Raw genomic sequence first — 22,249 nt, 5'->3', positions numbered from 1 at the left:
AATGCACGCCGAACTCTATACCGATGGGGTCGAGGAAATCACGGTCGGAGGATCGATCGTACGTATCGATCTTGTCAGTCTTTCTCCGACAGAGCGCGACGCCAGCAACGCCCCGGTGCGCGTCTTTCGTCAACGCCTCATCTTTTCGGTTGAGGCATTCGCCAATTCCGTAGAGGTCATGCAGAATGCGCTGCAAAGCCTGGTGGATGCGGGCGTGGTACGACGCAACGCGCCGTCGGTGACCAATATCTCTGCGAGTGCTAAATCGGACGAGCTTCGCACAGCAATTCCCAACACCTCGCCACGGTCACCAAATGTCTCAAGCAATTTCCGTTGAAGCAGACCGCGTCGAAGACGCCGTGCCGCCGTCCGAGACCTCGGAGGGCCCGTCGGCGGCGGTCTCGGGTACGGCGCTGGATTGTCTATCGAAAGTGGCGGCCCATCATGGCGTCGATATGCCAGTCGAGCGCCTTCGGCACGCTTACGCGCTCGATGGCAGTGCTATTTCGGCAAAGCTTCTGTCACGCATGGCAAGAGACGCCGGCCTGCGCGCGCAAAAGACGCGTATCGATTGGAAAGCGCTGATTCGGCTTGACGAGGCCTATCCGGTGCTTGCCCAGCTGACCAACGGCAATTGGGTTGTCGTGCTAGGATCGGATGGCGTCGACGCCGTCAGCATCTTCGATCCGCTTGCCGTACGTCGTGATGAACCACTGATCGTTGACAGAAGCGCGTTTTGCACGCGATGGGGCGGCGAGGTCATATTGATCAAATGCGCGCAGCCCGCATTGAGCGATCGCAGACCTTTCGGACTCCGTTGGTTTGTGCCCGAACTGCTTCGGCAATGGCGCCTCTTCGCCGATGTTGCAGTTGCTGCCATCCTGCTCTACGCCCTTGGGCTCGGACTGCCGATTTTCTTCCAGCTCGTCATAGACAAGGTCTTGGTGCACGAGAGTTTTACCACGCTTTACGTGTTGACGGGTGGAGCTTCGGTCGTGCTCGCCTTCGACGCGATCTTCGGTTTCCTGCGTCGATATTTGCTTCTGTACGCGACCAATAAGGTGGATATCCGCGTCGCAACCAAGACATTCGGCCACTTGCTTGGCTTGCCGGTCACCTTCTTTGAGCACATATCTGCAGGCGTTCTGGTCAAGCATATGCAGCAGTCCGCTCGAATTCGAGAATTCCTGACCGGACGCTTGTTTCTCACGACGCTTGATACTTTATCGCTTGTCGTCTTCGTGCCGATCCTGGCCCTTTATAGCGTGAAGCTGACGTGTGTCGTGTTGGCTTTTACCGCCGCGAGTGGAGCAGTGGTCACTCTGCTAATGGGGCCATTTCGCCGCCGCCTATACGATCTCTACCAGGCAGAGGGCGCGCGACAGGCGCTCTTGGTCGAGAGCGTACACGGTATGCGCACCGTGAAATCGCTGGCGATGGAGCCGCGGCAGTGCAAAGTTTGGGACGATCGTTGCGCGCAGTCGGTTGCCATGCGTTTCGGGGTGGAGAAGATCTCCGCAGGCGCGCAAGCGATCACCGGATTTCTCGAAAAGATGATGACGCTTGGGATCATCGCCCTTGGTGCGCACTACGTATTCAGCGGGGACATGACGATAGGCGCTCTGGTTGCGTTCAACATGTTGGCCGCACGCGTCTCCGGCCCGCTTGTCCAACTCGTGACCATGGTGCACGAATATCAAGAAGTGGCGCTCTCGGTGAAAATGCTCGGCGAGGTGATGAACCAAAAGCCCGAGCGGGATGGGAATCGAGACGGGCTAATGCCCGCAATCGCGGGTAAGATCGAGTTCGAAAATGTCTCGTTCCGGTATGGACCTGAAGGTGCCCCGGCCCTGGATGATATATCCTTTTCGATCGCGCCGGGATCGATCGTCGGAATTGTGGGGCGAAGCGGCTCGGGTAAGACGACACTGACGCGGCTCATCTCAGGAATGTATCCGGTCCAGCAGGGCTTACTACGCATCGACGGCGTTGATTCTCGCGAACTCGATCTTGTCCATTTGCGGCGAAACCTCGGTTTGGTTCTACAGGACAATTTTCTGTTCCGCGGAACGGTTCGCGAAAATATTGCATGTGTGAAGCGTGATGCAACCTTTGCCGAGGTCGTGCGAGCAGCTCAACTCGCAGGAGCGGACGAGTTCATTGAACGCTTGCCGCGCGGGTTCGACACTCTGCTTGAGGAAAACGCATCAAATTTGTCCGGAGGACAGAGGCAGCGCCTGGCGATCGCCCGGGCGCTGATCGTGAACCCCAGAATCCTCATCTTGGACGAAGCCACGAGCGCCCTTGACTCCGAGAGCGAAATGATCATTCGGCGCAATCTGCGTCGGATGTCAGAAGGTCGAACAGTCATCATTGTCTCGCATCGCTTGTCAATGTTGGCCGACGCAAAGGAAATCCTGGTTATCGACCAGGGCAGGATTGTTGATGTGGATCGGCACGATCGGCTCTTGTCGAAGTGCACCATCTATCGGCATCTATGGACCCAGCAAACGAAGCAGATCGCATGACAAAGGCAGAGCGACCAAGCCCCCACGCGAAGGTTGACGATGGACCCCGCGGTCCGAAGATGGAAAGACGGCCGCGCGCATTGCGTGGACCCAGTGGACGGGCACGGCAGGCTCTTAGAGAGTTCCAATCGGATGCAAGCGAAATCGAGCAGCAAGCACCTCCGCTTTTGGCTCGTGCCACGCTCTATTGTGTTCTCGCCTTGATCGTCGTTGCGGTGACTTGGGCGACATGGGCACAGATTGACACGGTTGTGACAGCACCGGGGAAGTTGGTCACAACCAGGCCAAATCTTGTCGTCCAACCGCTCGAGACATCGGTCATTCGCGAAATCCACGTCAAAGTCGGAGACAGAGTGAATAAAGGGGACCTTCTTGCGACCCTCGACCCTACCTTTTCCCAGGCTGATTTGGATCAGCTGGAAAATCAGGTTGCCGCTTTCGATGCCGCAATTAGTCGTCTTAGGGCCGAACTTGGTGATCGCGAGTATGTCGTTGGTGAAAATGCCAAGCCTGACGAATTACTTCAGCGCAAGGTTTTTTTGCAACGTAAGTCAGCTTACGACGCTCAAGTGCAAAATTTCGATACCCAAATCGCGTCGGCGCAGGCCAACCTCAAAACCGCGCAGGATGAGCAGACAGTGTTGGCCCAGAGATTGGAGACTGTGAAAGCGATCGAGGAGATGCGCAGTACACTCATGGATCGGCAGGAGGGCTCGCGACTCAACTTATTGCTTTCGCGCGATGCCCGTCTTGACGTCGAAAACAATCTGGCTCGCGTTCGCGGGAGTATCGCCGACGACGAGCATCGCGTTGACAAGGCGCGCGCGGATCAAAAAGTGTTCGTAGAGGAGTTTCGGCGCACCGCATACCAGGAGTTGGTCGAAACCCTGGCCAAGCGAGATAGCGCAGCAGAAGATCTCAAAAAAGTTGAACTCCGTCGCCAACTTATCGTGTTGAAGGCTCCAGCCGATGCGGTCGTGCTGGAGATTGCTGATCGTACTGTCGGCTCGGTGGTGCGGGAAGCCGAAACGCTTTTCGTGCTGGTGCCGCGCGATGTGCCGCTGCAGGCCGAAGTCAATGTCGAGGGCAAGGACATTGGCCAACTCGCGGTCGACGAACCGGTGCGGATTAAATTCGAAGCCTTTCCATTCCAGAAGTATGGGACGGGCAAGGGGGTTGTGCGTGTGATCAGCCAGGATTCCTTTTCTCCGGATCCCAAGGTTGATCCGATGCATCGCACCACGGCTCCCTATTATCGTGTCGTGGTCGACTTAACCGACACAAAGCTCCGGCTGCCGCAGGATCGTGTTCAGCTGATTGCAGGCATGGCAGTCACCGCCGAAGTGAAAGTCGGTCGGCGCAGCGTGATGTCATATTTTCTCTACCCGCTACTTCGCGGGTTCGATGAGAGCATTCGCGAATATTAGTCGAGAAGCGGGAAATGGCGGTGGCCCCATGAAGATCCATTACAGCTTTGCCGCACGGCGTGCGATGGCGGCCAATGAGAATGCGCCCATGATGAATTCGCATCTCGTGAACTATGCCCTTAGGGGATTGGGGCAATGCTGGTTGCCAAACCGCGGCTGTTGGTCACATATCTACCACCTCGACGGCCGTGCGGCGCCGAATGAGTCGCAGCCCCCGAGCGATGTCTTCTACACACTTAATGTTTTGCTCGGGATGTCACGTGTTCCAGAACGCCCATCCGAAATCGACTTGTCCGAGGTGTTTTATCGTAACGTAGCTCGCTTATCGGAGCTCCCCGTGCCGAAATATGCGTTCGGCATGGCTCTTTGGGCCGGCGCTGAGCTCGGGCTGGATTTGCCTGCGCATGTCACAGGCGAAATAAGAAAGCTTCTATCGGATCCACTGCAATGGAACACACTCCGCGCGCAGGACCTTGGTATGCTGCTCACCGGTGTAGTCGCGCAGGATCGATGTGGGAACTGCGGGTGGATCGGATTTTCCTGGCCATTATTCCGATTTTTAAAAGAAAGTTTCCACAGCCCGTCAGGGTTGTTCTATGATGCGGCACTCGGTTCACGTCGGCGGTTTGCGTCTTTTGCGACCCAAGTCTACCTATCGATCGCGTGCTATCACTACGGCGCATCGATCGGCGACACAAGAGCCCTCCACATGGCGAATACGTGTGTGCGCAGGCTGCTGAAGCTGCAGGGCCCGCACGGCGAATGGCCATGGTTTTTCGATGCGGCAAGCGGCCGCGTGCTGGACTTTTACGAAATCTATTCCGTTCATCAATACGGCATGGCTCCGGCGCTGCTGGAGTGGGCGGAACGTTATGGGGTTCCAGGCGCCCATGACGCTCTCGTTCGCGGATTCCAATGGGTGCTGGGTGACAATCAACTCGGACGATCGATGCTCGTTCCAGAGCTCTCCTTGAGCATCCGTTCCCAAATTCGTCGGCACGAACTTACGACGAAAATTCCAAGGGTCATGCGCGCCCTGAAGAATGCTGCACTGAGGCGCTCATCTGGCCTGATCGACAGTTCCGGCATTGGACTTCGACTGGAATGTCGGAGCTATGAACTTGGCTGGATCTTATGGTCGTTCGGACGTCGCAGCGATCTGCCCGAACTTACCGCGCATCCGGCTTTCGCCGAGGCGCCGGGATGCAAAGAGAAGTTGCCTCACGCCGTTGCATCGGCCGCTATGAGCGTGCCTGAGCGGGTGGCTGCTTTACGTGAAGCGCGGCTAACCTGAGGATCGTGGCTGGGCAACCGACAGGGCGCTGGGCGCCGTGACGCGCAAACCGCGCCAGATTGCGCCGATTGCCTCCTCTTCGATCGGAATCGCCGGAAATGTTCTGAGAAACGCGCCGTAGTGTATCGGGCCCCAGGCAAATGTGCGCCCTGGCGCTACCGATTCCAGCTAACGGTCCGTCCTTTGCGTATCACGGATAGCATCGTCGTCGCGCGATGCATCCGGACGGCGCAGAGTACTGCGATTGCCTTGAGTCGGTTGGCGACGCCCTTGATCCGATCGCTGGTTAAAACAGTAATGGCGCCGGGTGCGGGAGAAACGAAGACGACGAGTGCTTGAGCGATCCACCGCAGGCGCCATCGGGGTTTGCCATCCGCCATATTTCTGTAATGGACGATTTGCCGGTCCCATTTTTGGTAAAGCTCTTGCAGTGATCGACGAGCCGGGTGAAAGACGATCATATCTTCAACATAGCGAAACGTGAATCCTGCGGCACGGGCGGCGCGGCCCCAATCCATGTCTTCTGCGACCTCAATCCCCGCAAAAGGTCCAACGGCTTCGAAATCGCGACGAAACATCGCCATATTTCCTGTCCCGGCATAGCCGTGTTGCTCAATATAAAGCTTGAAGCGATAGGCGAAGACACTTTCATAGGCCGCTATGGCGTTGAGCGGCCGCTGATCCGAGCCCCAGATCCGGACGTCGCCTCCAAGGATCGTACCCCGCGGATACGCTTCAAGCGCTTGGTGTATCGAGCGCAACCAATCGGGATGGGCCCGGCAATCGGCATCAATGAAGGCGAGGATTTCGCTCCTGACCGCTGCGGCGCCGGTGTTTCGAGCCGGACCAGGTCCGGGCCTAGGTTCGTGCAGCAACCGGACACCCTCGTGACGGGCGATGACGTCGACCGGTGGCGCCGTGGAGCCATTGTCGACCACGACGATATTGAATAGCTGGCGCGGCAGACTCTGCGCGTCCAAGCTACACAAACATGCCTCAAGCTGATCGGCTTGATTCAGATGCGGAATTATTACCGAAATCATGTTCTCATTTAATCCATAGATATTCTAACTGGCTGTTATTACGTGATAAATTTTTCATGTTTACCTCCTTCGGACGAGTTGATGAAAGAGTTTTTGCGGGTATAATTTAAATCATAATAATCTTGAAATTAAATATGCGCCCCGTATTATCGGATTATAAAATCAAATAACAAGTCCCCCAAATGCATGGGGTGCCGCAACATGAAACGTAGAGGTTGAAAAAATGCGTACGTCGTTTCTTGGGTGCCCCATCGACATTCTGACGATGAAGGAGACCGTCGAGCTTGCGCGCGAGGCGATGCGGAGCCGGCGACGCCTCCAGCACGTCGCCTTGAACGTTGCGAAACTGGTCAACATGCGGTCCGACCCGGTGTTGGCCAACGATGTTGTAAACAGCGATGTCATCGGCATCGATGGAATGGGCATTGTTTGGGGTGCGCAGGCGCTTGGGATGCCGGTGTCGAAGCGTGTAACGGGGGTTGATTTACTGACGGAGCTTCTCGCACTTTGCGCGCGCGATGGCTTCAAGCCGTATTTTCTGGGCGCGACGCCGGCAGCTTTGCGGCAAGCAGCGCAACAGGTTTCGAAAAAGTATCCGAATCTCGTTTTTGCAGGCCTCCGGGACGGGTATTTCACCCGGGAGGAGGAGGCGTTGGTTGTCCAAGACATACGCGCGAGCGAGGCAGATTGTCTTTTTATCGGCATGCCGACTCCCCGAAAGGAGCGCTTTCTGGCGGCCTACCGCGATGAGTTGGGTGTTCCTTTTGTGATGGGGGTCGGTGGCTCGTTCGATATTCTGAGCGGCAATGTGCGGCGTGCACCTTGGGTTTTGCAGCAGTGCGGGCTCGAATGGCTGTATCGAATCTACCAAGAGCCTCGACGCATGTGGTGGCGGTACGCCAAGACCAACACGATTTTTGTCGGCCTTATGACGCGAGCACTCCTCAGCCGACTCGCGGGGCCCAAGTTTCGCCCTGGTGGAGTTACGCCGCCTGACGCACACCGTATCGGAGGATGAGACATGCGTAAGCGCTTTCTCATCCTGTTGGGTACCCGTCCGGAGGCAATCAAATTGTTTCCGGTGATTCACCAACTTAAAGCAGAGCAGAAGGTTGATGTCACGGTCTGCGCGACTGCGCAGCACCGCGAGCTTCTGGATCAGGTGCTCAAGCTCGCAAAAGTGGTGCCGGACTTCGACCTTAATGTCATGACGGCAAACCAAACTTTGGATCATCTCACTGCGCGGCTTCTGGGTAGGATCGGCGAGGTCCTTGAGGAAGTGCAGCCGACGCGGGTGATCGTTCAAGGCGACACGGCGACGGCCGTGGCAGGTGCACTCGCGTCATACTACCACCGCGTCCCTGTCTCTCACGTAGAGGCGGGACTTCGAAGCGGCGATATTTACGCACCATGGCCGGAAGAAGTGAACCGCAAGATCGTTACTTCAATTGCGGATCAGCACTTTGCGCCGACCGAGCGCGCGGCACAGGCGCTGCGATCGGAAAATGTGTCAAACGAGCGAATCCATGTGACGGGAAATACTGTTGTCGACGCCTTGATCCTGACGAAAGCCATGGTCGAAGCGGATCCTCTCCTGTCGTCCCGCTGGGATGGCATAAAGAAACATTACGGGAACCGCAAGATCATCCTCGTGACATGTCATCGCCGTGAAAATTTCGGCAGCGGCGTCACCAATATTGTCAGCGCCTTGCGGACGATCCTTAACCGCGAAGATGTCGTTATCGTCTTGCCCACCCATCCAAATCCCAATGTTCGCGATGTCTTCGCCGCGCATTTGGCGAATCATCCACGTGCATTCCTCATTTCGCCGCAGGAATACACGGACTTTGTCAGCCTTCTTTCACTCTCCTACTTGGTCCTGACGGATTCAGGAGGTGTGCAGGAGGAGGCGCCGACATTTGGAAAACCCGTCCTCGTCATGCGTGAGACAACCGAACGCCCCGAAGGTGTGGAGGCAGGGACAGCTCGCCTGGTCGGAGCGGACTACGACAAGATCGTCGGTGAAACATGCCGTTTGCTTGATGACAATGAAACATACGCTGCGATGTCGCGCTCCCACAATCCCTTTGGTGACGGCCGCGCCAGCGAGCGGATAGTGAAAGTTCTACTCGATGCCTGACATCCAAAACATTACGATACTCGGGCTTGGCTACATTGGATTACCCACTGCAGCCTTGATTGCGAGCCGCGGACTGAAGGTGCTTGGCGTCGACACCAAGGAGGATGTCGTGAAGACGGTTGCCTCCGGGGCAATTCATATTTCTGAGCCCGATCTTGATGGTCTGGTCGCCAAGGTTGTGTCAAGCGGCGCACTGACCACCTCAACCGCGCCGCGACCCGCGGATGTGTTCATTATTGCTGTGCCAACGCCCATTGATGAGGACAACCGGCCCGACTTGTCGAGCGTGAATGCCGCCGTTGACAGTATCGTTGAGCTTTTGTCACCCGGGAATCTTGTTATTCTCGAATCGACATCACCGATAGGGACAACCGAGGCGATAGCAAAGAAGATCAGCGATCGGCGGCCCGAGCTGCAGGTTGGCATGAATGGCAAGGACAATAGCGCGGTGCACGTTGCCTATTGCCCGGAGCGCGTTTTGCCGGGGCAAATTCTGACCGAACTTATCAACAACGATCGTTGTATCGGCGGGATCACGCCCAGCTGCACGCGGATGGCTCAACGCTTTTATAAAATGTTCGTGCGCGGGGCATGTGTCGCGACCACGGCTCGCGCAGCAGAGCTAGTAAAACTGACGGAAAACGCATTTCGGGATACCAATATTGCGTTTGCCAACGAGCTGTCCCTGATCTGCGACAGATTCGACATCAACGTGTGGGAAGTCATCGATATCGCCAATCGCCACCCACGTGTGAACGTGCTTCGACCCGGACCAGGTGTGGGCGGTCACTGCATCGCGGTCGATCCGTGGTTCATTATTGATTCGGCGCCAGATCTCGCGCGTGTCATGCGGACGAGCCGCGAGGTCAATACGAATAAGACGGTGAGGATCATTGAGCGTGCCGAAGCGCTGATTGATGATCACCCTTACGCCAATATCGCCTGTTGTGGGTTGACGTTCAAAGCCAATATCGACGATCTGCGTGAAAGTCCTGCTATGGAGGTGGCATTACATCTTGCGACCAAATATGGAGAGCGTATCAAGGTCGTCGAGCCGAACTTGAAACGACTGCCCGACAAATTGGCGAAGCACGGGGTTGGCTTCATGACCATAGATGAGGCGCTCCACGCTTGCGAGATTGCGATCCTCCTCGTCGACCATGACGAGTTTAGGATGATTCCACTGGCGAGCCGCCGCCACCTAGATGTGATCGATACACGCGGAATTTGGCAGGACATGCCAGCGCGAACATAACGAACAAAAAGGTTGAGCGCCGCGCTACCTCGGGTCGCCCCATAGAAGAGACGAAGCCGAATGGTCGCGAAAGAAGAGAGGTAGGCACATGCAAAATGGGCTGATAGGCGTCGGCGTTGTCGGATATGGCTATTGGGGGCCAAACCTCGTCCGCAATTTCGTCAGCAATTCGTCGGCACGCGTTGTTCGTGTCAGTGATCTTGATACGGCAAAGTTGGCGGCGTGTCAGCGTCTTTACCCCGGAGTCGAGACGACACATCATTATGAAGATCTGCTCAAGGATTCCAAAATCGACGCAGTTGCCATCGCCACTCCAGTGCATACCCACTACGGACTCGCTCTTGCCGCGCTCAAAGCGGGAAAACATGTATTGGTTGAAAAGCCGTTGGCACAGGGCACGAATCTGGTGCGCCGTCTGATCGACGAAGCCGACCGACGCGGCTTAACCTTGATGGTCGACCATACCTTCTTGTATACACCCGCCGTTCAAAAGATCCAGAATCTCTTGTCCCGCGATGAACTTGGGGAGATCTACTATTACGACAGTACGCGCTCGAGTCTCGGCTTGTTCCAGAGCGACGTGAACGTGATTTGGGATCTCGCGGTCCACGATGTCGCTATTATCCAATACATCCTGGATGAACTTCCTGTGGCTGTTTCAGCGACAGGATCATCGCATGTGGCAGGTTCTCCTGAAAACATGGCACACATCACTCTGTTCTTTGAAAGTCGATGTGTGGCCCATGTGAATGTCAATTGGCTCTCTCCCATCAAGGTGCGGCAAACATTTATCGGGGGGAGCAAAAAGATGATTGTCTATAACGATCTCGAACCGACGGAAAAAATCAAGGTCTACGACAAAGGGATTACGCTAAACGCACCAGAAGAAAACGCGCATCAAATGCGTATCGGATACCGGGCGGGGGACATGTGGGCACCCCACATTTCAGCGACAGAGGCGCTTCAGATCGAAATTGAGCATTTCCTTGAATGTGTGAACACTGGGGCGACACCTATTTCAAGTGGCCTATCGGGGTTGTGGGTAACAGACGTGCTCGAGGCGGCCTGTCGTTCGATCGCCGATCATGGGCGGCCAGTGCAATTGAAGTTGAGGAAGCAGACGTTGAAGCGGGTGGCGGCCGTTGCCTAAATCGCTCGACGAGGGTTTCCGCAAAAACCCGTCTCTAGCTGTAGCGAAGTCGCAATGAAACCGGTGCCACGTTCCATCCTGTTCTCTGCCATCGAGCGCTACGTAAGCCTCGTCCTCTTTTTTGTGGGAACCGCCGTACTGGCCCGCTTGTTGACACCGGCCGAATTTGGCGTCTACGCAGTGATAAACGCTCTTACCTCCATCATCGCAGCATCGGCGCAGGAACTCGGCGGAGCGAATTACCTTATTCAGAAACAAGACTTGTCGCGCGCGAATATTCATACCACCTTTACCATTACCGTTGCTATTTCGGCATTTATCAGCGTGCTCCTACTTGCCGCGGCTCAGCCCTTGTCCCGGTTCTTCGGCCAAGAAGGATTGGCTTTCGGTGTCGTTGTGTCGGCGCTGAGCTTTTTGCTCCTGCCCGTTTCCAATACTATATCGGCCTTGTTTCGCCGAAATATGGAATTCCGCGAGCTCGCCGTCTGCAATCTCGTGGCGAACGCCTCTGGCATCGTTGTGTCGTGTGTGCTTGCGGCGTGCCACTTTAGTTACATGGCGCCGGTGTGGGGCGCCGTTACGAATACCGCGGCACTCGCAATCATGCTGCTCAGCAGATATGCATCATTTGACATCTTCCGGATATCGCTGGTGGACAGCCGCGAAATCATCAGCTTCGGACTCTACTCAAGCGCGATCAGTATCATCAATATGTTCTACAATCTTTCACCACAATTGTTTTTGGCGAGAGTGCTCGATTTCGCTTCGGTGGGGCTCTACAGTCGAGCCGTGAACCTGACGCAAGTGTTCGACAAGTTAATCACGCAAGTCGTAAATCCCGTACTTATGCCAGCGGTCGTCGCCCAGCGAAAAGTGGGCGCAGATCTTAAAGCGGTCTATCTCGAAACGATGCAGCTGCTTGCGGCGGTGCAATGGCCGTTCCTACTCTTTATTGCCGTGATGGCGCAACCGATTATATTCCTTTGGCTGGGGAGTGGGTGGTTGGAAATTGTGCCGATCGTCCGTCTCCTCTGTATCGCGAATACCGCTTTGTTCGCGGCCTGTTTAAGTTATCCAATGTTCGTCGCGACTGGAAACGTGCGCAGTGCTTTGGTGACCTCGTTGATTTCGCTGCCGCCTTCTCTTCTGGTCATTCTACTTGCGTCGTTTTTTGGCGTCCAGATGGTGGCGGCTTCGGCACTGGTGACGCTGCCGTTCCAGGCAGCCGTTGCAATCTACTATCTTGCGCGGCTTCTGAATATCAAGGTGAGTCAACTGGTCCATTCGCTCACCAAAAGTGTTGTTGTTACGATTTTGACCTCGGTCGGACCGGTCGTATGTGCCACGCTCGTGGATAACGGCACAATGACAGCCCTCCTGGGCTTGATATCGGCAAGCGTGAGTGCGGCCCTGTGTTGGGTCCTTGGGCTGATGCTCGCGGCGCATCCGCTCCTGCGCCGGCTAGGGGAGGCGGCCGAGAGTTTGGCGTTCGTGGTTCCTGGCGTGACTGCCGAACGCTGGGCTGCGTGGTTCCACTATGTGCAAAAGGATAGGTGGTAATATGCCAATAACGAAGGATGTTCGTCTTGGGAGCAACGTTAGGATCTTCCACCCGGATCTCGTCAATCTCTACGGCTGCGATATCGGAGACGAGACGAAAATTGGAACTTTCGTCGAAATTCAGAGCGGGGCGACAATTGGGGCACGCTGTAAAATATCGTCGCATAGTTTCATCTGCGAGGGGGTGATGATCGAGGACGAGGTTTTCATCGGTCACGGTGTCATGTTCACCAACGATCGATATCCAAGAGCGACAACGGTTGACGGGCGTCCGCAAAGTGCCGCCGATTGGACGCTTGAACGGACCCGTGTCGGTTGTAAGGCGTCAATTGGGTCCAACGCCACGATATTGTGCGGTATCACAATCGGTGCGGGAGCAACGGTCGGCGCCGGCGCCGTCGTAACGCGAGACGTGCCGCCGGGTGCTGTGGTCGCCGGCGTACCTGCACGCGTGTTGTCGCCTGGCCAGCAGCCAGGCCCTGCGCGCGCGAGGGAAGATTGCGACGATTTATCGTGATTGATACCGTAGAAAATATTTAATTCGCTGTTCTTAAAGCTTTTCAATAATTAATGTTTGTGATTAAATGTGGGTGTAAAAATTAAATAGATGCGCCGGCATTACGAGAAGGGCGAACGTCTTGATACCTCTCACGGATTTGAAGGCTCAATATCAGCAGATCAAGCCGAGGGTCGACGAGGCGATCTTGCGCGCCGTTGCCAGCACCCAATTTGTCCTGGGACCGGAGGTCGCGAGTTTTGAGGAGCGTTTTGCCGCCTATTGCAATGTCAGCCATTGCCGGGCGGTCAACAGCGGAACCTCAGCACTCCATCTGGCGTTGCTCGCCGCCGGAGTTGGCCCTGGTGATGAAGTCATTACGGTATCAATGACGTTCGTCGCAACGACCGCAGCGATACTCTATAGCGGTGCGAAGCCGGTTTTTGTCGACATTGATCCAGTGACCTGGACGATCAACCCGGCCAATATCGAGGCTGCGATCACGCTGCGGACGAGAGCCATCATGCCTGTGCACTTGCACGGGCTGATGGCAGACATGGATCCGATCATGGCGATCGCGGAGCGCCACGGACTGGTGGTGATCGAGGACGCGGCCCAGGCCCATGGGGCCGCATACAAAGGACGCGCGGCCGGATCGATCGGCGATCTGGGCTGCTTCAGCTTTTATCCAGGCAAAAACCTCGGAGCCTATGGGGAGGGCGGGGCTGTCGTCACCAATCGAGCGGACTTCGCGCGGAAAGTGTCGTTGCTGCGCGACTGGGGCCAAGAGACCAAATATAACCACGTCGTTCCGGGGTACAATTACCGAATGGACGGGATCCAGGGCGCCGTGCTCAACATAAAAATGGATTATATTGAGGAATGGACCGAAGCGCGTCGTGCCGTGGCAGCACGCTATGATGATTTGCTCGCAAAGCTGCCCTTTGTGCGGCCACAGCCGCCAGCCCATTGCCGCCATGTCTACCATGTCTACGCCATTGCTTTGTCGCATCGCAACGAGACATTGAGGCGATTGCAAGAGGCAGGGATAGGAGCGGCGATTCACTATCCCGTTCCGGTTCACCTCCAAAAGGCCTATGCGACCCTTGGCTATCGAGTGGGCGATCTGCCATTGACCGAGGCGCTGGCCCACCAATTCCTGTCTTTGCCGGTTTATGCCGAGCTTGCACCGGAGGACGTCGTCGAGGTCGTTACACAACTCGAAAAGATTGCGTTCGCTGATGCGGCTTAGATCTGGCCGCGATCACGGACAGTCTGGCAGCACGTGATTTCGGCAAAACCGAACGAGAGGAGAGCGTCTTGGCTGATCTTAAAGGAAAACGCATTCTCGTGACCGGAGGAGCCGGTTTTATAGGCTCACATATTGCTGATCTGTTGTGTGACGAGGGCTGCTCAGAAATCATCTGCCTCGACAATATGATCAGAGGCCGTGCGGAGAATCTTCAGCGCACCCTCGAGCGGGGACCCGTGCGGCTGGTGCAGGGCGATATTCGTGACAGGAAACTGATGGCGCAGCTTATCCGAACAGCCGATATCGTCTTTCACCAAGCGGCTTTGCGCATTACCCACTGCGCTGCCGAGCCGCGGGAGGCGATGGGGGTCATGGTCGATGCAACATTCGAGCTTCTAGAATTGTGCATCAAGTATGATATCGAGAAAGTCGTCGCAGCATCATCGGCTTCGGTATATGGGTTGGCGGAGGAGTTCCCGACGACGGAGCGACAAAACCCCTATGGCAACCGAACGCTGTATGGGGCAGCAAAGGCGTTTAATGAAGGTCTGTTGCGCTCCTTCAACGACATGTATGGCCTCGACTACGTAACCTTCCGATATTTTAACGTCTATGGCGACCGGATGGATATTCATGGCCGCTATACCGAAGTCCTCATCCGCTGGATGGAGCGTCTGGAAGCCGGGTTGCCGCCGATCATTTTCGGAGATGGTCAGCAAACAATGGATTTCGTTCACGTGCGCGATGTCGCGCGCGCCAATATTCTGGGGGCAAAATCCAAGGTAACGGACGAAGCGTTCAATATTGCCAGCGGGAAAGAGACGAGTTTGGCACAGCTCGCGACATTGCTCGCTTCGGCGATGGGTCATCGTGGGATGACGCCGGAATTTGCACCCGAACGGTCGGTCAATCCGGTGCCGCGCCGGTTGGCATCAACCGGAAAGGCGGAGCGCCTGTTAGGCTTTCGGGCGACGGTGCCACTCGAACAGGGACTCAAAGATCTCGTGAAATGGTGGCGCGCAAAACGCGGGTCGCTCCCTGCAACTTCCGAGAGGGAGGCGATCGCGCCGTGATTCCTATTGCTTTGCCATTGCTTGCGGCTGACGAAGCCGATGCTGCCCGCGAGGCGGTTTTGTCCGGTTGGGTGTCCCAAGGTCCCCAAGTGGCAGCATTCGAGCGGGATTTCGCCTCGTACATGGGCGCACATTACGCCTGCGCTGTTTCGAATTGCACCACGGCGCTGCATGTTGCCTTGGCTGCTCTCGGCATCGGCCCTGGCGATGAGGTCATCACGGTCAGTCACTCCTTTATCGCCACCGTCAACTGTATTCGCTATTGTGGAGCGATCCCGGTTCTCGTGGACATCGATCCCGCAACCTACAATATCGATCCGCAGCGGGTGGCGGAGGCGATCACGCCCCGCACGCGCGCAATTCTCGCAGTCCATCAAATGGGAATGCCGTGCGATCTTGCGGCTTTGGTTGCTCTTGCCGATCGGCACGCGATTGACTTGATCGAAGACGCCGCCTGCGCGGTCGGTAGTCAGATTTGCATAAACGGAACTTGGAAATTGGTCGGTAAGCCGCACGGACGGATCGCGTGCTTTTCCTTCCATCCACGCAAGGTGATTACGACCGGCGAGGGGGGAATGTTGACCACCGCCGACGCTGATCTGGATCACAAATTTCGACTTCTGCGCCAACACGGCATGAGCGTTCCAGATACCGTACGACATGGTTCATCGCAGGTGATCTTCGAAGACTATCTGATGGTGGGATATAATTATCGAATGACAGATATCCAGGCGGCGATCGGGCGGAAGCAACTCGAACGACTCTCTGATATTGTTTTGCGGCGCCGAGCGATTGCAGCACGCTACGCCGAACTTCTGGGCAACATAGAGGGTCTGCGCCTGCCGGAGGAACCGGAGTGGGCGCGATCGAATTGGCAAAGCTTTTGCGTACGACTCTCAGATCGCCTGGACCAAGGTCGCGTCATGCAAAATCTGCTGGATAAGGGGATTGCGACGCGGCGTGGCATCATGTGTGCACATCGCGAGCCAGCTTACGCGGGAAACAGACCGCGCCATGGCCTTCAACGCTCGGAACACGCGCAGGATCATTCGATCCTGTTGCCGATCTATGCGCAAATGAAGGAGGAGGATATTGAACGGGTTGCACAAGCGTTGCGGGACGAAATCTAAGTCATTCGCGGTGCGCGAAATGGGACGATGGTCGTGCGATGCCTGTGTTCCTGCACTCACAAAGCGTAGATCGACTTCAGATATAAATCCACCCGTCTGCAAAGGGCTGACAATGGCCAGATACCATGGCAGCTTTTTCTTTGCTGACGATCAGCTATTACGTGTCGTTCCACCAATTTGACCAGAAGCAAGAATGGTCGAGATTCGGCCGCGGGCGTTGCTATCATCACGGCTGGCGGTCCCAATCCATCTCTGAAACCTTCGGTGCAGCTTGTAGCCGGTCAGGAGGTGGACCGACCGTGCGCCGTCGATCAGCCGTTGACCGACGGAAGGTTTGTTGCGCATGGCCAACAGGTATGTCTCCTCCATCTTCTGAGCCGCATTGATGAGGCTGAAGCGCTCCTCGACCAACGTCCGGCCAAACAATCCCAGTGATCGGCGGTAGGCCGAAGAAGGAACGGTCGCTTCGAGAGCCGCGTGCAACGCCGCGACGCCGGCACCGCGCGAACCCGATCCGAGCCCGTACCAGCCCTGGCGAAGGAAGGTTGGCGCACTCTCCGGCGTCAGGAGTTCACTGAAACCCTCCTCGCCGATGACAATGAGTGGTTTGCCGAAAGCCATGCCGCGCAATGCCGAGCCGCCCTGGCCGATGACAATGTCGGCGGCAGCATAGCCGGGGCGGGGATCCGGCATCTCGCCCGCAAGTTCAATGATTTTACGCCCTGCAGCGACATTGACCTCGTTTGCGCGGGCCACGACTTGCCCTTTTGCTGGCCCATCACCGATAATCATCAGGCGAAAGGGGGCTCCGTTGAATGCCATTTGGCCAGCTGCGCTGCATGCACTCAGCAGCCCTTCGAGTTTGAGATCAGGGACCAGCCGGCACACCATGACGCCCAAGATGTCGTTCGGAGCAATCCCGTGTCCAATGCGAAACGCATACCCATCAACCGATGGATTATCCGCAAGCGTATCGACCGGCGGCTCAAGCAACGTGACCGATTGATATCCCGCCCTGGTCGCGGCGCTGCGGATCATCTCGGTGCCAACGGTCAACGGACTGCTGCGTGGCAGGAAAGAGACGACCGACATCGACATAACGGTTCCAACCAGAGCGGCATTGCCAAGAAGCCCCGCACCAAGAAACCCTTCAACGATGGGCGGCCATTCGTGCCCGTGCACTACGTCCACGGCTCGTCGTTTGACCACGTCGCGAAGCAGTCGAATGACATGCGGCGACGGGCGTGCCCGGTCGCGTGGAATTTCAATATGTTCGAGCCCGAGCGCCGCCACGCGCGCCACCAGGGGGCCGCGCTCCGAAACGACGATAACCTGGTGACCTCGGTCGCGCACAGCGCCGGCGATCTGCACGGCGTTGAGTTGCGAACCGCCGATTTCCATGGAATGCGGGTAAACGAGAACGTTCATGCGGGCACCGTTGCCAAAGATGCTTCTTGCTGCTTCGAGCGCTTGGCCTGCCAGTGCTCCAAGGGGACCCTTCGCTCGACACAGACCAGACAAAGTCTGGAAAACCCAACTATTTAAATAATAGTCAATTTTCAATGATAACGATTTAAAATGCAAATAAATTATTTTATATTGTTCCATTCAATAAGGAGCCCTTGGGCCAAGGGAAAAGCGCTATGCAGCTGGGTTTGAAAGCCAAAGACGTTCGGGCGGAATCGCTCCGTGTCTTGGTGGCGATCGCAAGCTACGGGACGTCGAACGATCGCTTTCTCGAGCGAATCATTCGCGAGTATCGCTCGATGTCGTTTGATATTGATATTGTGGTTCTGTCTAACATCTACAAATCCGCACCGGGTGTGGAATGTCTTGTTGGGCTGCCCGCCAAGAATCCGTGGTCGTTACCCTTCGGCCACAAGAAACTTTTTGTCGATCGGCGGGATGACTATGATCTGTTCATTTATTCGGAAGACGACATTCTGATCGCTGAGCCGAGTCTTCGGGCTTGGTTGGAGGTGACCACGAGCCTGGAAGAGGACGAAATAGCAGGCTTTCTACGCGTTGAGTTTGGAGGTGACGGCGCGCGAAGCTATCCCGATGTGCACGGGCATTTTCACTGGACCCCATTATCGGTCAGACGACGGGGCGACTATACACTTGCCCATTTCACCAACGAGCATGCCGCTTGCTACGTCTTGAGCCGAACGCAACTTAAGAAAGTACTGGAGTCTGGCGGATTCGATGTCGCTCCGCACGAGGGAAGATACGATCTGCTATGCACGGCCGCGACCGATCCTTATACCCAGTGCGGCTTAACAAAATTGATCCCCGTTTCGCACTTGGACCTATTCACGGTCCATCACATGTCCAACCGTTATGTGGGAAAGATGGGCGTGACAGCGGAGGAATTCAGCCACCAAACGAACGCCTTGTTGCATATCGCCGGGAACGGTTCTCAGGCCAAGCCGCTGCTTCCTACCGAGACACGGCTTTGGCGCGGTGCGTATTCAAAGGACTACTACGAGCCCGTGGACGAGCAGGTGACCGCGCGCATTCCCAAGACGGCACGGAACATCCTTTCCATTGGCTGCGCCGCCGGGGCGACCGAACGATGGATCGCGAAAGACAGGGGTCTGCATGTTGTCGCGATTCCCCTGGACCCGATCATTGCGGGTGGGGCAGAGGCCGACGGTGTCGAGATGATTTACGACGAGATCGCGTGCGTCGTGTCACGTTGCAATGAGCGCTTTGACTGCGTTCTTTGCCTGAACGTTTTGCATCTTGCGCCGAGGCCGCAACAGCTTCTCTCCTTATCGCATGCGCTGATGGATCCAAACGCGACGCTCATCGTCCAAACACCCAATATGATGTCGCTTCGGGCGCTTTGGCGCCGATTCAGAAACGGTTCGCGGCTGCCGCTGCTGAATGATTACAAATCCACTGGAATGCACTTCAGCTCGGCCAGAACCATTCGAAACTGGTGTGCCGAAGTGGGGTTCAGGGTTGACAAGGCGTTCGGAATTGCGACAGACCCTAAAGAGGGGAGAGACCTGATGACGTCAGGAATCGGCGGCTATCTACCTGCATCACTGTCACTTCCGCTCGCCGCTTCGATCATTGTTGAGGCGACACGCGTGGAGCAGGGGGCATGTCACGCCGCTTGAGACGACGGCAGATCCCGATGAGCCCATTCATGCGCGCCGCTCTCGCGATCATTGCAATCGCTGTTTGGGTCAGCACCGTTCCAGGCCCCGCCCCTTGGGCTGGCGACGCTGGTGAAGGTTCGCAACGCGCATTTCACAGTGCTCCGCAACATCCGGCACTTTTGGCAGGCTTTGTGGCGCGTCCCCCATGGCAGGTGGCAGGCGTTGACTATCCGGTCGGGGTTCCTCCGCAAGTCTTGCTCAAGGCCCCAAATGCGGAAAATCTTCCCAAGGGCACAGCATTGCGTCCCGAGGCAATTCACATCATCGGTCCGGATGTCACGCTCGATGGCTATGATCTCACCGATCTTACAGTCATGATCGACGACTCAGCATCCGGGACCGTAACCATTAAGAATTGTGGAGCGTCCAAAGGTGTTGTCATTAGAAGCACCGTCGATGCGACAGCTCAGGTCATTGTCAGCCACTGCACGCTGGACGGAGGAGGAATGGCGAGCGATCCCAATTTCCAGATCATCAAGGTGTGGTGTCCGCTAACCGTCACATATTCCTGGATCAAGAACGGGCCAGGGGGGATCCAGAGCAGTGCTTCCTTGATCGCGCGCTACAATCTCCTGGAAGGCTTCGCCTGGTCGCCTGGGGCACACGCCAACGCCATTTATATCCGGGGGACGCATAACAAGGCCGATCGCGCTATCATTGAATACAATACGATCTACTCACAATCAGCCCGAAACGAGGAGAACCTTCCCGTTGGGATCGGCGCCGCTATCGCTTTCTTTGGTGATGGCGGAAATTTCTACAACAGCACGGTCTCCCGCAACGTTGTCATCGCGGCACTGCCGGGCGCTGCCTCTTATCTCATTGGATTTTATGTGCCAACTCATGCGAGTGCAACGGGCGGCAAGATCACTTACAATTACTTGGCGTCGGTCAACGGGTTTAACCGCACGGACAGCGGCGCGTTTGGTGCATTCTATCCAAGGTCGCCAGGGTTGGAACAAGCAGACTACAGCGCCAACGTTGATATGAATACTGGGCGGACGATTGCGGGGCTGCAAAGTCACAAACGGACGACATCACCGTCCCGGTGATGTGCGGACTGATGAAAGTTGCAGTGCGCGATTTACCCCTTGTTCCCGGCAAGATTTTGCCTGAGTGACGTTTTTATCCCGAGACATAAGGCCCAATAAACCCACATATAATTCCAAAAATGGACAGTCAGGCCGATGAACATGAACATGAGCAGCATAACTGCGAAGCCAGTGTTCATTCGTTTGAGGAAGGCTGCATCATCAAGATCAGGCCGTATCTTACGTGTTGGCCAAATCGCAGCAAGATTGGTCAGAAATAGCCACACAATCATTGGGACCCCAAACCTGAGCGCAGAAGCCAACCACACGCTGTCGATGGTCGTGTCGAGGATGTCGTCGTTCAGGGGGCTGAACGCAAAACCGATGTATGGCGATTCGTGAATTCGCTCCAAAGCGGCATTCCAAATTAAATAACGAAAATAGCCGCTTTCGGGATCCCACGTCATATGTGTAATGATCCACCCGAGGGGCGCGTTCGTGGTCGCAACGATCAAACAGATGAACATGAATGTCGCGCCCCAGAACAAGGTCCAACGGCGAGAGACGGCGCTCAAGAACTGATCATAGAGGTACACGCCCAAAATCATGCACCACACCATCAGCGAAACTGAGGATAGTGACAGATAACTTCCAAATAAGCAGACGAGGAGAAAGAATGCCCGGCTGAGCGTACTCATGTTCGAATAGATGAATAGCGCCGAAGCCAAGGCGAAGAACGCACCAAGCAGGATCGGATGGTCGAGTGTCGCAGTCGCTCGTACGACACCCTCTCTATAATTTGCACCGGCGGGCACAATATTGACGAAGGATGCGAGCGAATTTTCGATGATCCACTGTCCCGAAATCCGATCGGCCAGTGCGCAGAAGAACAGAACAATGATAACGAACTTCAATACGTTAAGGAAATTTCGAAGAGCTGCTGGATGCCAAAGAAAAGCTCGGCCCACCATATAGGCTCCCAGAAACTCAAGACTTTCGCCCCCTGCGGCCGTGAAAAGTGCGTCGGTGCCCTTCGAGAACATAGCCGCCACCGGTATCCACACCGCGGTCGCGAGAGCAAAGAAATCGGCCCAGGAGGTGCGCTGACCGCTGAACAATAAATTGACAAGGGCCGGAATTAACAAAACGATCACGCATATGCGACCGGGAGTAAAATTGACTCCGGCGTCTATATGCAATTCTCGTGGCGGCAAAAGCACGGGGACTAGGGCGAGCCAGGCTACGATGGAATAGCGTGGGCCGAGTAGTGGGCTGTCAGTCGTTAATCCGGCTGTGGGCGGTAAAGTTAGCCCAGAACGATTTGTACTATTGATCACGACGGCGCCTCGCAGGCCGAAATCGGGCGTGAAAATATCGGGAGCGATTTAAAATATCACTATTGAATTTAAATTAATATACTCCAATCTCGTCGAGATACATATATTTCGGCGGATGCCTGCATATCCAAAAGTGGAAGTTGAGGCGCGGATTGGTCAGGGGGAAGCTCTGGCGGGTGACGCCTATTGAGTTCGCGCGGCGTATCGCCAATGAGGAGTAATGTCACGAATAGCGCCCCTGAGGCCGCCGTCACCGATCAAACCCAAATCGCGCCGAAGATATTCCCTTGTTCCTAGGCGCTGCCATTGTCGGTGCCGGACCACGTTCATAATCCGACCCGCATCGGCACGAACGCTTGTGCA

The 22,249-nt window shown here is 55.9% G+C and carries 18 protein-coding genes; 15 read left to right on the top strand and 3 right to left on the bottom strand.

The window, feature by feature from the left end; translation table 11 throughout:
• Position 1: 1 nt before the first annotated feature.
• The 4 genes from V9T28_RS13080 to V9T28_RS13065 all read left to right on the top strand — a co-directional run bounded on the left by V9T28_RS13080 (position 2) and on the right by V9T28_RS13065 (position 5,249).
• Positions 2-337 carry a hypothetical protein gene (locus tag V9T28_RS13080; protein ID WP_116399371.1) on the top strand — a complete coding sequence of 112 codons (336 nt, stop codon included), beginning with the start codon at positions 2-4 and terminating at the stop codon, positions 335-337.
• A 118-nt stretch (positions 338-455) separates the two neighbouring features.
• Positions 456-2,528, top strand: a complete 2,073-nt coding sequence (locus tag V9T28_RS13075; protein WP_245424004.1) for a peptidase domain-containing ABC transporter — start codon at positions 456-458, stop codon at positions 2,526-2,528.
• Positions 2,525-3,955, top strand: a complete 1,431-nt coding sequence (locus tag V9T28_RS13070; protein WP_116399369.1) for an HlyD family type I secretion periplasmic adaptor subunit — start codon at positions 2,525-2,527, stop codon at positions 3,953-3,955. Before V9T28_RS13075 ends, V9T28_RS13070 begins: the two co-directional genes overlap by 4 nt.
• A 28-nt stretch (positions 3,956-3,983) precedes the next feature.
• Entirely contained in the window at positions 3,984-5,249 is a 1,266-nt protein-coding gene (locus V9T28_RS13065; protein ID WP_199499977.1) for a hypothetical protein, read from the top strand.
• Between the two features lie 155 nt (positions 5,250-5,404).
• Here the strand turns inward: V9T28_RS13065 and V9T28_RS13060 are convergent, their stop codons facing one another.
• Positions 5,405-6,292: a glycosyltransferase gene (locus V9T28_RS13060; protein WP_116399368.1), complete on the bottom strand. Its 888-nt coding sequence runs from the start codon at positions 6,290-6,292 to the stop codon at positions 5,405-5,407.
• A 223-nt stretch (positions 6,293-6,515) separates the two neighbouring features.
• On the opposite strand from V9T28_RS13060, the gene V9T28_RS13055 reads away from it, so the two are divergent.
• The 9 genes from V9T28_RS13055 (at position 6,516) to V9T28_RS13015 (ending at position 16,348) form a co-directional block, all read left to right on the top strand.
• The gene (locus V9T28_RS13055) at positions 6,516-7,310 is read left to right on the top strand and encodes a WecB/TagA/CpsF family glycosyltransferase (RefSeq protein WP_116399367.1); all 795 of its coding nucleotides are present in this window, start codon (positions 6,516-6,518) and stop codon (positions 7,308-7,310) included.
• A gap of 3 nt (positions 7,311-7,313) precedes the next feature.
• A complete protein-coding gene (wecB, locus tag V9T28_RS13050; RefSeq protein ID WP_116399366.1) occupies positions 7,314-8,432 on the top strand; it encodes a non-hydrolyzing UDP-N-acetylglucosamine 2-epimerase in 1,119 nt (372 codons plus the stop codon).
• Positions 8,425-9,687, top strand: coding sequence for a UDP-N-acetyl-D-mannosamine dehydrogenase (wecC, locus tag V9T28_RS13045; RefSeq protein WP_116399365.1), 1,263 nt, complete (start codon positions 8,425-8,427; stop codon positions 9,685-9,687). Before wecB ends, wecC begins: the two co-directional genes overlap by 8 nt.
• Positions 9,688-9,787: 100 nt before the next feature.
• Positions 9,788-10,837: a Gfo/Idh/MocA family protein gene (locus V9T28_RS13040; RefSeq protein WP_199500037.1), complete on the top strand. Its 1,050-nt coding sequence runs from the start codon at positions 9,788-9,790 to the stop codon at positions 10,835-10,837.
• 54 nt (positions 10,838-10,891) lie between these two features.
• Entirely contained in the window at positions 10,892-12,397 is a 1,506-nt protein-coding gene (locus V9T28_RS13035; RefSeq protein ID WP_116399363.1) for an oligosaccharide flippase family protein, read from the top strand.
• A gap of 1 nt (position 12,398) precedes the next feature.
• A complete protein-coding gene (locus V9T28_RS13030) occupies positions 12,399-12,914 on the top strand; it encodes an acyltransferase (protein ID WP_116399362.1) in 516 nt (171 codons plus the stop codon).
• A gap of 121 nt (positions 12,915-13,035) precedes the next feature.
• Positions 13,036-14,145, top strand: a complete 1,110-nt coding sequence (locus V9T28_RS13025; protein ID WP_116399361.1) for a DegT/DnrJ/EryC1/StrS family aminotransferase — start codon at positions 13,036-13,038, stop codon at positions 14,143-14,145.
• Between the two features lie 68 nt (positions 14,146-14,213).
• Positions 14,214-15,218 (top strand): SDR family NAD(P)-dependent oxidoreductase, encoded by a 1,005-nt coding sequence (locus tag V9T28_RS13020; protein ID WP_116399360.1) that lies wholly within the window; start codon positions 14,214-14,216, stop codon positions 15,216-15,218.
• A complete protein-coding gene (locus V9T28_RS13015) occupies positions 15,155-16,348 on the top strand; it encodes a DegT/DnrJ/EryC1/StrS family aminotransferase (RefSeq protein ID WP_116399359.1) in 1,194 nt (397 codons plus the stop codon). The genes V9T28_RS13020 and V9T28_RS13015 overlap by 64 nt, the downstream gene beginning before the upstream one ends.
• A 150-nt stretch (positions 16,349-16,498) precedes the next feature.
• Here the strand turns inward: V9T28_RS13015 and V9T28_RS13010 are convergent, their stop codons facing one another.
• Positions 16,499-17,956 (bottom strand): glycosyltransferase, encoded by a 1,458-nt coding sequence (locus V9T28_RS13010; RefSeq protein ID WP_245423909.1) that lies wholly within the window; start codon positions 17,954-17,956, stop codon positions 16,499-16,501.
• Between the two features lie 35 nt (positions 17,957-17,991).
• Between V9T28_RS13010 and V9T28_RS13005 the strand changes: the two genes are divergently transcribed.
• Both V9T28_RS13005 and V9T28_RS13000 read left to right on the top strand, forming a co-directional pair.
• On the top strand, positions 17,992-19,476 hold the full coding sequence (locus V9T28_RS13005; RefSeq protein WP_116399357.1) for a class I SAM-dependent methyltransferase: 1,485 nt from the start codon (positions 17,992-17,994) through the stop codon (positions 19,474-19,476).
• Between the two features lie 17 nt (positions 19,477-19,493).
• A complete protein-coding gene (locus tag V9T28_RS13000) occupies positions 19,494-20,570 on the top strand; it encodes a hypothetical protein (protein WP_116399356.1) in 1,077 nt (358 codons plus the stop codon).
• A gap of 32 nt (positions 20,571-20,602) precedes the next feature.
• Here the strand turns inward: V9T28_RS13000 and V9T28_RS12995 are convergent, their stop codons facing one another.
• Positions 20,603-21,703, bottom strand: a complete 1,101-nt coding sequence (locus V9T28_RS12995) for a hypothetical protein (protein WP_147306391.1) — start codon at positions 21,701-21,703, stop codon at positions 20,603-20,605.
• Positions 21,704-22,249 lie beyond the last annotated feature (546 nt).

Origin of the sequence: Methylovirgula sp. 4M-Z18 (genome assembly GCF_037890675.1) — a bacterium.
Lineage (GTDB): Bacteria > Pseudomonadota > Alphaproteobacteria > Rhizobiales > Beijerinckiaceae > 4M-Z18.
This window is presented reverse-complemented; position numbering and strand designations above follow the sequence as displayed.